Origin of the sequence: Malikia sp. (assembly GCF_028687635.1) — a bacterium.
GTDB lineage: Bacteria > Pseudomonadota > Gammaproteobacteria > Burkholderiales > Burkholderiaceae_C > Malikia.
In genome coordinates, this window is the sequence record NZ_JAQTZS010000008.1 from 1 (window position 1) to 13,171 (window position 13,171).

10 protein-coding genes and 3 tRNA genes are annotated in these 13,171 nt (G+C 66.4%); 3 read left to right on the forward strand and 10 right to left on the reverse strand.

The annotated features are described in order from the left end of the window. Positions 1-110: 110 nt before the first annotated feature. Positions 111-665, forward strand: a complete 555-nt coding sequence (locus PHR85_RS06990; RefSeq protein WP_300052253.1) for a DUF5666 domain-containing protein — start codon at positions 111-113, stop codon at positions 663-665. Here the strand turns inward: PHR85_RS06990 and PHR85_RS06995 are convergent. The 5 genes from PHR85_RS06995 to PHR85_RS07015 all read right to left on the reverse strand — a co-directional run bounded on the left by PHR85_RS06995 (position 662) and on the right by PHR85_RS07015 (position 5,435). Beyond that, positions 662-1,744, reverse strand: coding sequence for a transposase (locus PHR85_RS06995; protein WP_300052256.1), 1,083 nt, complete (start codon positions 1,742-1,744; stop codon positions 662-664). The two genes, PHR85_RS06990 and PHR85_RS06995, sit on opposite strands and share 4 nt — an antisense overlap. A 161-nt stretch (positions 1,745-1,905) precedes the next feature. Next, positions 1,906-2,622 carry an ABC transporter ATP-binding protein gene (locus PHR85_RS07000; protein WP_300052258.1) on the reverse strand — a complete coding sequence of 239 codons (717 nt, stop codon included), beginning with the start codon at positions 2,620-2,622 and terminating at the stop codon, positions 1,906-1,908. 1 nt (position 2,623) lies between these two features. Next, the gene (locus tag PHR85_RS07005) at positions 2,624-3,394 is read right to left on the reverse strand and encodes an ABC transporter ATP-binding protein (protein ID WP_300052260.1); all 771 of its coding nucleotides are present in this window, start codon (positions 3,392-3,394) and stop codon (positions 2,624-2,626) included. 16 nt (positions 3,395-3,410) lie between these two features. Then, a complete protein-coding gene (locus PHR85_RS07010; RefSeq protein WP_300052262.1) occupies positions 3,411-4,487 on the reverse strand; it encodes an ABC transporter ATP-binding protein in 1,077 nt (358 codons plus the stop codon). 18 nt (positions 4,488-4,505) lie between these two features. Further along, a complete protein-coding gene (locus tag PHR85_RS07015) occupies positions 4,506-5,435 on the reverse strand; it encodes a branched-chain amino acid ABC transporter permease (protein ID WP_300052264.1) in 930 nt (309 codons plus the stop codon). A gap of 313 nt (positions 5,436-5,748) precedes the next feature. Between PHR85_RS07015 and PHR85_RS07020 the strand changes: the two genes are divergently transcribed. Next, complete coding sequence (locus tag PHR85_RS07020) at positions 5,749-7,317, forward strand: hypothetical protein (protein WP_300052267.1); 1,569 nt, start codon at positions 5,749-5,751, stop codon at positions 7,315-7,317. 52 nt (positions 7,318-7,369) lie between these two features. Here the strand turns inward: PHR85_RS07020 and PHR85_RS07025 are convergent. The 3 genes from PHR85_RS07025 to PHR85_RS07035 form a co-directional block, all read right to left on the reverse strand. After that, positions 7,370-7,445 (reverse strand) — tRNA-Lys (locus tag PHR85_RS07025). 70 nt (positions 7,446-7,515) lie between these two features. Then, a tRNA-Lys gene (locus tag PHR85_RS07030) sits at positions 7,516-7,591 on the reverse strand. Between the two features lie 87 nt (positions 7,592-7,678). After that, positions 7,679-7,754, reverse strand: a tRNA-Lys gene (locus tag PHR85_RS07035). A 58-nt stretch (positions 7,755-7,812) separates the two neighbouring features. Between PHR85_RS07035 and PHR85_RS07040 the strand changes: the two genes are divergently transcribed. Continuing rightward, positions 7,813-8,511, forward strand: coding sequence for a ProQ/FinO family protein (locus PHR85_RS07040; RefSeq protein ID WP_300052270.1), 699 nt, complete (start codon positions 7,813-7,815; stop codon positions 8,509-8,511). Positions 8,512-8,589: 78 nt separating this feature from the next. On the opposite strand, the gene purB is transcribed toward PHR85_RS07040, so the two are convergent. Beyond that, entirely contained in the window at positions 8,590-10,038 is a 1,449-nt protein-coding gene (purB, locus tag PHR85_RS07045) for an adenylosuccinate lyase (RefSeq protein ID WP_300052273.1), read from the reverse strand. A 340-nt stretch (positions 10,039-10,378) separates the two neighbouring features. Continuing rightward, positions 10,379-13,159: a bifunctional [glutamate--ammonia ligase]-adenylyl-L-tyrosine phosphorylase/[glutamate--ammonia-ligase] adenylyltransferase gene (gene glnE / locus PHR85_RS07050; protein WP_300052276.1), complete on the reverse strand. Its 2,781-nt coding sequence runs from the start codon at positions 13,157-13,159 to the stop codon at positions 10,379-10,381. Positions 13,160-13,171 lie beyond the last annotated feature (12 nt).

Genomic DNA, 13,171 nt, shown 5'->3' on the forward strand with positions numbered 1-13,171 from the left:
CTGACTTTCAGCGGGAGAAAGCTCAAATCATCTTCTGTCATCGTTGCGTCCGCAGTTCTTGGTTGCGGACGCAATCCTGTCAAACCTCGGCCACCGGCGCCAGGGCGTAGTTGTTCACGCGCTTACAATACATCGGCACCACGCGCCAGGCCAACGAGCGCAACGAGCTCTACGGCGTGATCTCCGACAAGGGGACGACAACCAGCGGTTGCTCGTTCAAGGTCCAGGGCGTGCCGGTGCAGGCCGTCAGCACGACACTGTGCGCGAGCATCGTCAACGGCGACTATGTCGAGGCCAAGGGCCGGATCGTCAACGGTGTACTGGAAGCGACCCGCATCGAGTTCGAAGGTCAGCACAAGACCGAAGACTATTCGGATGACTCGACCGATTCGGACCGTGACGGTCTGCGTTACAAGAGCCTGACCCCGCCGGCATCGAACAACTCGACGACTCCGGCCAACCCCTCGCGCAGCTTCGAGATTTACGGCAACCTGAGCTGCTCGGCGCTCAACACCGCATGCACGCTGCAGAGCGGAACGGTGAGCTACACCGCAGACCTGAGCTCGGCGAGCTGGGAGCACGGCTCAATCGTCAGCGGCTTCGTCGAGGCCAAAGGCTACCTGTCGGGCAGCAGCTTCAAGGTTTTGACATCCTCCCCGCCTTAAAGGGCGGGGATTCCTGCTGCCAGACGGCGATGTCCCGCCGCGAGAATGTTCCTGGCCGCGTTCACGTCCCGGTCGTGGACCGTCGCGCACTCGCTGCAAGCCCATTCTCTTATTCGCAAACCCGCCCTACCTTTCGGACTGCTGGCGGGAATGCCCCCGCAGCACGAGCAAGTCTGGGTTGAATACGCTTCGTTGACTACCTCGAAGACGATACCGGCCTGATGGCTCTTGTATTCCAACATCGTCTTGAACATGGCCCAGCCCGCATCCAGCGTGGACTTGGCCATTCTGGTCTTGACCAGCTTGGCGCTGGCCACGTCGCCCACGAAGATGGCGGCGTTCTGTTGCACCAGGGCGGTGCTCAATTGGTGCAGCGCATCCTTGCGCTGGTTTCTGATCCGGGCGTGAAGGGCCTTGACGCGCCGTTTCTTTCTCGCCCGCTGGGCGGTGGCCAGCTTTTGCTCATGCGCCCGGTACCAGCGGCCTTCGATACGCTGGCCATCTGAACAAACGGCCGCCTCCTTCAGGCCCAGGTCGATGCCCACCGCTGCCGTGCCCGCGCTCGGTTTTGCTGGCACCTGCACCGCCACGTTGAAGTACCAGCGGCCCCGGCTGTCCTCGCTGAACGAGCCGGCGCGCAACTCGTAATCCGACAGACCATAGCTGTCCCACAGGCCGAACTTTTGGCCGGCAAAGTGGATCTGCCCGGCCTTGTAGCGGGCGTGCCCACCCTTGCACGGAATCCAGCCCAACGAGTATTTCGATGATTGGGGGTTCGATACCCGCCAGTTCAGGCGTGAGCGTTTGAACTGCTTGCGCCGGGTGGCGTATTCAGCGCAGACGACTTGCACGGTGCCGCTGCCGATGGTGATGCCGTCGCACTGGCTGAACCCGGCGGTGAGCTTTTGCAGGTCGTAGCCACTGAGCCACTGGTGGCGCTCGCGGATGGCGCGGGCACTGGTCTCGTTGCAGAAGTTGAACACCTGATTGACCTCACGGGCCATCGACGACAGCACGCGGGCGTGCTTGTCCTTGATGCGCAGCTGGAGGGTCTTGGTGGCGGTGTTCACGGCGAACATGATAGGGCATGGACTGCGCAGCAGGCTACAGGCCGTACCGGCCTGATCGCTCGAACCTCGGGCTGAACCCCGAGGCTTGCCGCTCAGTTCTGGTCAAGATCGAGTCCAAGAGCAGCAGCTACTGATAGCTACTGAGCCTGGCGCACCAGACGGCGCCCGGCTCACTCGCCCAGGTAGGCCGCTCTCACCTTGGGGTCGTTCAGCATCTCGCTGCCCCGGCCTCTCATCGTGATCAGGCCCGAGTCCATCACGTAGCCGCGATCGGCCAGCGCCAGCGCGCGGCTGGCGTTCTGCTCGACCAGCAGCACGGTCATGCCCTGGTCATGGACATCCTTCACGACCTCGAAGATCTTGTCGACCATGATCGGCGACAGGCCCATCGAGGGCTCGTCGAGCAGCAACAGCTTCGGCTGGCTCATCAGCGCGCGGCCCATCGCCAGCATCTGCTGCTCGCCGCCCGACATGGTGCCGGCGAGCTGGTCCTTGCGCTCGCGCAGCCGTGGGAAGATCTCGAACATGCGCTCGATGTCGGCCGCGATGCCGGCCTTGTCGTTGCGCAGGTAGGCGCCCATCTGCAGGTTCTCGGTGATGGTCATGCGCGTGAAGACGCCGCGGCCCTCGGGCACCATGACCAGGCCCTGCCCGACCAGATCCCAGGGTCCCTGGCCCTTGAGACTGCGGCCCAGGTACTCGATGTCGCCGCCCTGGATCCCCTGCGTGCCGGTGATGGCCTTCATGGTGGTGGTCTTGCCGGCGCCATTGGAGCCGATCAGCGACACCAGCTCGCCCGCGCGAACCTCGAAATCCACCCCCTTGACCGCCTGGATGCCGCCGTAGGCGACCTTCAGGCCCTTGACTCTCAGCAATGCGTCGGCCATATCAATGTGCTCCGGTGCCCAGATAGGCTTCGATGACTTTTTCGTTGTGCTGCACCTCGGCTGGCGTACCAGCGGCCAGCAGCTTGCCGTACTCGAGCACGGTGACGCGGTCGCACAGGCCCATGACCAGCTTGACGTCGTGCTCGATCAGCAGCACGGTGCGGTTGTCCTGCCGGATGCGCTCGATCAGCTCGCGCAGCATGACCTTCTCGGTCGCGTTCATGCCGGCGGCCGGCTCGTCGAGCGCGATCAGCTGCGGGTCGGTCGCCAGCGCGCGGGCGATCTCGAGCCGGCGCTGGTCGCCGTAGCTCAGCGTGCGCGCCTTGAAATCGGCGTACTTGCCGATGCCGACATAGTCGAGCAGTTCGCGCGCGCGCTCCATGATCGCGCGCTCCTCGGCCTTGAAGCCGGGCGTGCGCAGGATCGCGCCCAGCAGGCCCGACTGGGTGCGCAGGTGGCGGCCCACCATCACGTTCTCCAGCGCGGTCATCTCGGAGAACAGCCGGATGTTCTGGAAGGTGCGCGCGATGCCGGCCTTGGCCACCTCGTGCACCGCCGTCGGCCGGTAGGGCTTGCCGCCGAGCTCGAAAGTTCCGCTGTCGGGCGTGTAGAGCCCGGTGATGACGTTGAAGAAGGTGGTCTTGCCGGCGCCGTTGGGGCCGATCAGACCGTAGACCTGGCCACGCTCGATGGTGAGCCCGACCTCGGACAAGGCCTGCAGGCCGCCGAAGCGTTTCGAGATGCCAGCGACTTTCAGTACGGTTTCTGCCATGGTTTTTCCTTGCGGCTCACTTGACATGCTGCAGGCTCTTGCCATGCTCGGAGGTCGGCCACAGGCCGCGCGGACGCACCAGCATCACGATGATCATGGCCAGCGCGGTCAGCAGCTGGCGCAGGATCGAGGCATCCAGTCGCCCGTCGGTCATGGCCTGCAGGGGACCGGCCACATAGCGCAGCACCTCGGGCAGCGCCGACAGCAGCACCGCGCCCAGGATCACGCCGGGCAGGTGGCCGATGCCGCCAAGCACGACCATCGCGACGATCATGACCGATTCGAGCAGGCTGAACGATTCGGGCGAGATGAAGCCCTGGAAGCCCGCGAACATCGAGCCCGAGATGCCACCGAAGCTCGCGCCCATGCCGAAGGCCAGCAGCTTCATGTTGCGGGTGTTGATGCCCATCGCCTTGGCGGCGATCTCGTCCTCGCGGATCGCCATCCAGGCGCGGCCGATGCGCGAATACTCGATCCGGTGCGAGACCAGCACCACCCCCAGCACCAGCGCCAGGAACAGGTAGTAGTAGAGCGTGACCGAGGCGATCTCGAAGCCGAACAGTTCGAGCTTCTTGCCGAAGTTGAGACCGAACAGGTGGATGGCGTCGATCTGGTCGATGCCCTTGGGGCCGTTGGTGATGTTGACCGGATGGTCCAGGTTGTTCATGAAGACGCGGATGATCTCGCCGAAACCCAGCGTCACGATCGCCAGGTAGTCGCCGCGCAGCTTGAGCGTGGGCGCGCCCAGCAGCACGCCGGCGATGCCGGCCAGCAGCGCCGCCAGCGGCACGATGACGAGCAGCGACATGTGCATGCCTTGCGGGAACAGCGCGGCGATGGCCGGGAAGGTGTCGATCAGGTGCGGCGAGGACAGCAGGCCGTAGAGATAGGCGCCGACCGCGAAGAAGGCGACGTAGCCCAGGTCGAGCAGGCCGGCATAACCGACCACGATGTTGAGGCCCAGCGCCAGCATCACGTAAAGCAGCGCCATGTCGGCGATGCGCACCCAGGCATTGCCGAAGCCCTGCAACAGCAGCGGCAGCACCAGCAGCGCCAGCGCGAACAGCAGCGTTTGGAATTTGTTCAGTTTCATGGGGTACTCCGGTTCCCGTCAGGCGCGGTCGGCCACGCGCTCGCCCAGCAGGCCCGAGGGGCGCAGGGTCAGCATGATGATCAGCACGACGAAGGCGAAGATGTCGGTGTAGTGGCTGCCCAGCACGCCGCCGGTCAGCTCGCCGATATAGCCCGAGCCGATCGCCTCGATCAGGCCCAGCAGCAGGCCGCCGACCACGGCGCCGGCCAGGTTGCCAATGCCGCCGAACACCGCCGCCGTGAAGGCCTTGAGACCCGGCAGCATGCCCATGGTGTGCTGCACCGTGCCGTAGTTGGAGGCCCACATCACGCCCGCGATGGTCGCCAGCACGGCGCCGATCACGAAGGTCGAGCCGATCACGAAATCGGGCCTGACCCCCATCAGGCTGGCCACGCGCGGGTTCTCGGAGGTCGCGCGCATCGCGCGGCCGAGCTTGGTCGAGTTGACCAGCCACATCAGCACCGCCAGCGACACGGCGGTCAGGCCCAGGATCATGATCTGGGTCGGCGTGATCACCGCGCCACCGAACTCGTAGGGCGTGCTCGGCAGCAGGGTCGGGAAGGACTTGTAGTTCGGCTTCCAGATGATCATGGCCAGCGTCTGCAGCAGGATGCTCATGCCCATCGCGGTCAGCATCGGCGCCAGCTTGGGGCTGTTGCGCAGGCGCCGGTAGGCGACACGTTCGATGGTCCAGTTGAGCGCGGCGGCCACCACGCTGGCCAGCGCCATCGCGACCAGCAGCACGAGCCAGCCCGGCAGACCGGGAAAGGCCTCCTGCAGCAGGCCGACCAGGGTCCAGCAGGTCAAGGCACCGACCATCAACACCTCGCCATGGGCGAAGTTGATCAGATTGACGATGCCGTAGACCATGGTGTAGCCCAGCGCGACCAGGGCATACATGCTGCCCAGCACCAGACCGTTGATGATCTGCTGAAGCAAGACTTCCATAATGACTCCATTGACTGATGGCCCTTCCCGGAAGGGTGAGGGCAGGTGCGCCGATTGTATGCAGCCGGGTTGCCGCAGAGGTCCTGAGCGCTAGTGGTTTACCCGCAGGCCAGCGCGGGGGCGGCATCAGGCGACTCGGTGCCACTGACGCCGGTTTGCGCTGACTTCACGCCCAGCCTGAAATAATATATACAAAAATAAAGAGAATATAAAACAAGGCAATCATCTTGTTAAACCAAGAAAAAAATAATAAATTTGCCTTTTCATCGCTTAAAACTTACAGTCATCGCTCACGATCTACTTCGTTGCAGCGATGGACTCGAACACCGAAGCCCGGCCTCTGCTGGCCGTCTCCCCCGAGCGGCATCTGCTCGAGGGCTGTGTGTCGACGCAGTCGCTCAAGGAGCGGCTGCCGACCGGCAGCGCGCTGGCGGCGCTGGGGCAGCTCAGGCAATGGCTGGCCGAACTGGTCGAGCTGAGGCAATGCCCGCTGGAACACTGGCTGGACCTGATCGGGCAGATCGAAAAACTGGCCGAGTACCACCAGCTCCGCCTGGTGCCGCAGTACCTCGACGCGCAGCGCATGCGCAAGCTCAGCGAGAGCGAGATCTGGCGCACGACCTTTGGCTACTGGCAGCAACTGGGCCACGCCTACCTGCAATGCCTGCTGCGCTACCAGGCGGAACCCGACGAGGTACGAAATTTCCGATCCCGGCTGCCGCTGGTGCTGACCCGTCTGTTGCACACCCTGGCCCGGCAGCACGAATGGTCACTGTTGCGCTATGCGCATGTCGAAGAGCGCATCTGGCGCGACCTCGGCCAGTGCTACCTGCTGGCGGAAAGCTGGGGGCTGGCCGAACGGCGCTGCGTCCTGCACGAAGGCCGGCCGGGCGAATCGACGCCCAAGCAGGAACTGCTCAAGACCCTGATGCTGTCGATGGCGGCGCCCGATGCCCTGGCGCCGGTCCAGCTGTACATAGCGGAACGCCTCTCGGCCCACCTGAGCCCCTATTTCGCGCTGCACACCACGGCAGGTCCCGGCTGCGCCTTCTGCTTCGACCTGTCGCTACACCAGCCGCCGACGCGGGTAGCAGGCGGCGCGGCGGCGACGACCGCACCGCTGTCGCGCTTCTTCGGTGCGGGAACCTCGGCGCTGGCGCTGCAGAAACTGATCACGCAGGCGCAACAACATGGCCAACTGACCCGCGAGGTCGGCTTGGGCAGCGAATTCTCGCGGGCCGACCTGCTGGCAACGCTGCACCACCTGGAGCGCCACTGGGCGGATGCCAGGCCAGCCCGACGCAGCAAGCGCGAGCCCACCCTGTCCCGCATGACCGTGCTGCCGGGCCTGTTGCCGGCGCTGCGCTGGCTGGGACAGCTGCAGGAAGGCGGCAAGGGCGCGATGCCCATTCCACTCAGGGCCGAGAGCTGGGTCGTCTCCGACCACAGCGCGGAAGGATTCGGCGCCACGCTGCCCGCGCAACCATCCGACTGGCTAACGGTCGGCACGCTGATCGGCACGCGGGTGCAAAGCGCCGCAGCCATGCGCATGGGACTGTTGCGGCGCATCACGGCCGAGACCGACACGCACTATCGCATCGGAGTCGAACTGATCGGCCAGCAGGCCGTCCGCGTGAACTTGCGCCCCGTCCTGCCGCATCAGGACGGTGGCCCCATGTCGAAGGGCCAGACCGCCATCCTGCTCAGCCTTCGCCCCGACGAACAGGATGCGGTGGAATTGTTGCTGCCACCCGATGCGCTTGGACTGCGCCGCCTGCAGATGCAGCTGGGAACACGCCACTTCATCATCGAGACGCTCGAACTGGTCGAACAGGGCCGTGACTACCGACGCGTTCGTTACCGGCTGTTGCCGCTGGGCTGAAGCCAGCCGGAAAAAACAAAAGCCCCACAGCTTGTGGCTGCGGGGCTATGTATGGTGGGTCGTGCGGGACTCGAACCTGCGACCAATTGATTAAAAGTCAACTGCTCTACCAACTGAGCTAACGACCCAATCGAGCGTGATGAATCGCCATCTGCTCGAAAACTGAATGCTGAAGACTGTCGTCTGCAGCAGCTTGAATGGTGGGTCCTGAGTGACTCGAACACTCGACCTACGGATTAAGAGTCCGCTGCTCTACCAACTGAGCTAAGAACCCATTCAATCTGGCACCAGTCGCCTCATGAGACAACTGAACTTCCTTGACGGAAGAAGGCTTGCAGCGGCCAAGCTGCTCCTCGGTATTTGGTGGGTCCTGAGTGACTCGAACACTCGACCTACGGATTAAGAGTCCGCTGCTCTACCAACTGAGCTAAGAACCCGAGAAGCGGCTATTATCGCACAAAACCGGCATGCCGAAAAATCGGCGACAATTTTTTCATGAACGATACACAAGCCAAACCGCCCCGCTCCAACAATTCCTCCAGCCAGCCGCGTCGGCGCCGTGGTCCGGCCCCGGCCAGCCAGGGCCAGGCACGCGCGCAGGCGCCGGCCCATCCCGTGCTCCAGCAGTTGGCCGACTGGTATCCCAAGCTGTTCGGCGAACAGCCGCGCCCGCTCAAGCGCGGCATCTACGCCGACCTGCTGGCCGCCCAGCCCGAGGGGCTGGAGGCGGAGGGCCTCAAGGCGGCGCTGGCGCTGCACACCCGCTCGACCCGCTACCTCAGCGGCGTCGCGGCCGGTCAGGCCCGCCATGATCTGGCGGGCCAGGCGGTCGAGGACATGGCGCCCGAGCATGTGCTGCATGCCTTGCTGGAAGTCCACCGCCGCCGCCAGACGCGCAGCCAGGAAGACCTCCGCCCCAAGCTGCGCCAGCGCATCGCTCAGGCCTTCGAGGCCTCGGGGCTGAGCCGCGAGGACTACGCCGTGCTGCTGCCCAGTCGCGACCCGGCGGTGCAGGCGCTGTTTGACCAGGCGCTCGACGAGGCGGCCGCGCGCGCGGCCAAGGACGCCGCGCTGCACCGCGCCTACAGCGCCAGCGGTCTGGAGCCGGCCGCCTTCGCCGACAGCTACGGTCTGCCAGCGGCCGAGGTCCAGCGCATGCTGGAACGCGTCAAGCGCCGCAGCCAGCAGACCTGAAGCGGCCCGCACCCATGCAAAAAGCCCCGAGAAGGGGCTTTTTGCTGCGCGATCCGTCCCTGAAGAACGGATTTGTCGTCAGACGCGCTGAGCCAGCTCGACGGCCTTGCCGATGTAGCTGGCCGGCGTCATGGCCAGCAGCCGGTCCTTGTCGGCCTGCGGGATCTCCAGCGAGACGATCAACGCATGCAGCGCCTCGGCCGTGACCGACTTGCCGCGCGTGACTTCCTTGAGCTTCTCGTAGGCGCCCGGCACGCCGTAGCGGCGCATGACGGTCTGGATCGGCTCGGCCAGCACTTCCCAGGCCGCGTCGAGATCGGCGGCCAGCGCCTCCTCGTTGAGTTCGAGCTTGTTCAAGCCGGTCATCAGCGACTGGTGCGCCAGCACGGCGTAGCCGAGCGCGACGCCGATGTTGCGCAGCACGGTCGAGTCGGTCAGGTCGCGCTGCCAGCGGCTGATCGGCAGCTTCTCGGACAGGTGCTTCAGCACCGCGTTGGCCAGGCCCAGGTTGCCTTCGGCGTTCTCGAAGTCGATCGGGTTGACCTTGTGCGGCATGGTGCTGGAGCCGATCTCGCCGGCCTTGAGCTTCTGCTTGAAGTAGCCCAGCGAGACGTAACCCCAGATGTCGCGCGACAGGTCGATCAGGATGGTGTTGCTGCGCGCGACGGCGTCGAACAGCTCGGCCATGTAGTCGTGCGGCTCGATCTGGATCGAGTAGGGCTGGAAGGTCAGGCCCAGACCGATCTTGGCGTCGGCCGGGGTGGTGGCGGTCGCCTCCGGGGTCTCGACCACGGCGCGGCTGAAGGCTTCCCAGTCAAACTCGGGCCAGGCGCTCAGGTGGGCGTTGTAGTTGCCGACGGCGCCGTTCATCTTGCCCATCAGCGCGACATCGGCGATCTTGGCGCGCACGGTGAACAGGCGCATGGCGACGTTGCCGAGCTCCTTGCCGACGGTGGTCGGGCTGGCGGTCTGGCCATGGGTGCGGCTGAGCATCGGCACGGCGGCGAACTTGTGCGCCAGGGTGCGCAGCTTGGCGATGATGCCGTCCAGGCCCGGCAGCAGGACCTGGTCGCGACCGGCCTTGATCTGCAGCGCGTGGCTGGTGTTGTTGATGTCCTCGCTGGTGCAGGCGAAATGCACGAACTCGCCGGCCTTGCGCAGCTCGGGCCAGCCGTCGAAGGCGCCCTTGACGCCCATGGCGGCGTTGCCACGGATCCAGTACTCGACCGCCTTGACGTCGTGGTTGGTGGTCTTCTCGATCGCCTTGATCGCCTCGGCGTCGGCCGGGCTGAATTGGGCCACCACGGCGCGCAGATGGGCGCGCGCGACCGCCGACAGCGGCGGGAATTCGGCGAAGCCGGCGTCGCTCAGGTGCTCGAACCAGGCCAGCTCGACCTGCACGCGGCGGTGCATGTAGCCGTACTCGCTCATGAAGGGGCGCAGCGCGGCGAGCTTGGCCGAGTAGCGGCCGTCCAACGGCGACAGGGCCGTGACGGGAGAAAATTCGACAGGGATGGGTGCTTGCATGATGGCCCGGATTGTAGAAGAGCGCGCGCCCGCCGAGGCGATCGACGGGCGCGGCCCGGGGCATAAAAGGTACCGCCAGGCGCCCCGAACCGAACGAGAGGAAGGAGGAGGATGGGCGGCTCGGGATTGCGACGGGCCACCGCGGGCCGCGCGTCCTGACGGTACAAGGTATCGATTCGCGACAGGCCCTCGCGCCTGCCGCTCCCCGGTTTGAGCGGGGCGGCGAAAGAAAGTTCCCGCCCCCGGCTCGCGCTCGACGACCCGCGCCGCCACCGCGGCGGCCCGCCAGCTTGCCGTTCAGCCGCCGCCGCTGATCGCGGCGGGCGTCAGATGGCGGACTTCAGCCCAGCACATGCGCCCAGAGCGCCTGGACCGCGTCGATCTGCGCCTGCAGCGGCACCGGATCGAACTGGGTCGTGGACTCGTCGAGCCGGGCGCGGTGCTGCAGGTGGCGCAGCTCGCGGTAGGCGACGGCCGCTGCCTCGCCCAGGCCGGCCGGCAGCAGACCGGCGGCTTCGGCGCGCTGCAGCAGCGCGATGTTGCCGACGTTGCCGCGCAGTTCGGGATGCTCGGCGCAGGCCGACAGCACCAGGAACTGGACGATGAACTCGACATCGATCATGCCGCCCGGGCTGTGCTTGAGGTCGAAGCGCCCCTCGCGCAGATGCTGGGCCTCGCGCATGCGTTCGCGCATGACGCGGATCTCGTCCTTGAGCGCCGGGATGTCGCGCGGCGCGGTCATCACGGCTTCGCGCACCGCCTCGAAACGGTCGACCAGCTCGGGCGCGCCGAGCACGCAGCGCGCGCGCGTGATGGCCTGGTGTTCCCAGGTCCAGGCGGTGTTGCTGCCGCGCTGCTGCTGGTAGTCGGCGAAGGCGTTGAAGGTCGTGATCAGCAGGCCCGAGTTGCCGTTCGGGCGCAGCGCGGTGTCGATCTCGTAGAGATCGCCCTCGCCGGTCTTGACGGTGAGCCAGTTGATCAGCTTGCGCACGAAGGCGGCATAGGCCTCGGGGGCGCGCTCGTCGTCGTCCTCGTAGACGAACACGATGTCGAGGTCGCTGCCGTAGCCGAGCTCCTTGCCGCCGAGCTTGCCATAGCCGATGATGGCGTGACGCGGGTCCTCGCGGTGGCGCTGCTTGAGGCGCTGCCAGCACCAGCGCCCGGTCACGCGCAGCACGGTGTCGGCCAGCGCGCTGAGGTCGTCGGCGACCTGCTCGACGCTCAGCACGCCCTCGACGTCGCGCGCCAGGGTGCGGAAGGTCTCGGCATGGGTGGCACGGCGCAGCAGGTCGAGCAGCGCCTCGTCGTCGTCCTCGCCGGTGGCGGCCAGCGACAGGCGGCGCGCCTCCAGCTCGGATTCGAACTGGGCCGGGTCGAAGCGGTCCTCGAACAGCTGGTGGCTGGCGAGCTCGTCGATCACGCCCGGGTGCTTGAGCAGGTAGCGCGCCGGCCACTTGGCGGAGCCGAAGATGCGCAACAGGCGCTCGTGCACCGAGGGCCGCTCCTGCAGCAAGGCGAGGTAGCTTTCGCGCCGCAGCAACGGTTCGATCCAGTCGGCCAGGCGCAGCGCGCCCTGCTCGCTGACCTTGCCTTCCTCGATCCAGGCCCCGGTGCGCTGCACCAGGCGCGCCAGCCGCACGCGGGCGTCCTCGCGCAGCGCCAGCACGCGCGGATGCTCCAGCCACTCGGCGACCTTGGCCGCGAAGGCGGGCGGCAGCTGGGGCAGCACCGACTGCAGGCTTTCGACGCCGCTGCGCGGCTGACCATTGCAGCCATTGCCGTTGCAGCCGGCCTGGGCCGACTGACCGAGCAGGGTATCGAACTCCTGTGCGACAAACTCGCGGTGCGCGTCGAGCGCATGCAGGAAGGCCGGGGTGTCGGCATGGCCCATGGTGGTGGCGATCCAGGCCAGGTCGTCATCGCGCGTCGGCAGGATATGGGTCTGCTGGTCGTCGAGGTACTGGATCCGGTGCTCGACCCGGCGCAGGAAATCGTAGGCCTCGGCCAGCTGCTGCGCGGTCGCGGCCGACATCAGGTTGGCCCGGGTCACGCGCTGCAGCGCGTCAAGCGTCGGGCGCTTGCGCAGCTCGGGGAAGGCGCCGCCGCGCACCACCTGCAGCAGCTGGACGGTGAACTCGATCTCGCGGATGCCGCCGCGCGAGAGCTTGACGTCGTGCGCGCGCTCGGGGTGGCCGGCAGCGCGCTTGGCCGCATGTTCGCGGATCTGGCGGTGCAGGCTGCGCAGCGCATCGAACACGCTGTAGTCGAGGTAGCGGCGGAACACGAAGGGCAGCACGACGCCACGCAGCTGACCCGCGCTGCCGTCGCGTATTGACGCCAGCGGCGCGACGATCCGGCTCTTGAGCCAGGCGAAGCGCTCCCACTCGCGACCCTGGACCAGGAAATATTCCTCCAGCGCGCCGAGCGAGACCGCCGGCGGGCCCGAGCTGCCGTTGGGGCGCAGCATCAGGTCGACCCGGAACACCTGGCCATGCTCGGTGATGTCGCCGACGGTGGCGTAGATGCGCTTGACCGCCTTGGCGAAATACTCGCGATTGCTGATGCGGTTGCGCCCGATCGCGTTGCCGGCGGTGTCGCCATCGTTGTCGTAGACGTAGATCAGGTCGATATCGCTCGACACATTGAGCTCGCGGGCACCGAACTTGCCCATGCCGACGACCCAGAGCGTGGCGCGCTTGAGCTGTACGCCCTGGGCGGGCGGCACCGACATGTCCTGGAACAGCGGCGCGCCGTGCAGCTCGTCGAGCTCCTGCTGCGCCTGGATCAGCGCCTGGTCGAGCGCGATCTCGGCCAGCTCGGTCACGGCCAGCGTGACCACGGCCAGCGGGGCCTCGCATTCGGTATCGATGACCGCCAGGCGTTCGAGCACCAGGTGGCGCAGCACGCGCAGCGCGGAGCCGAGGTCGAGGCCGCGCGCGCGCAGCGTCTCCAGGGTCTGCAGCATGGTGTCTCGCCGCGGCGCGCCGGGCGGCAGCAGCGCGAGCTCCTGCTCATAGCGGCGCCGGATGCGCTGCACGAAACGGGACTGCCCGGCGGCGCCGGGATGTTTGACAGCGAATTGCCCCGAAGCGGCGGCATCTGTCGCGTGGTTGACCATCATAATTCTCAGCCT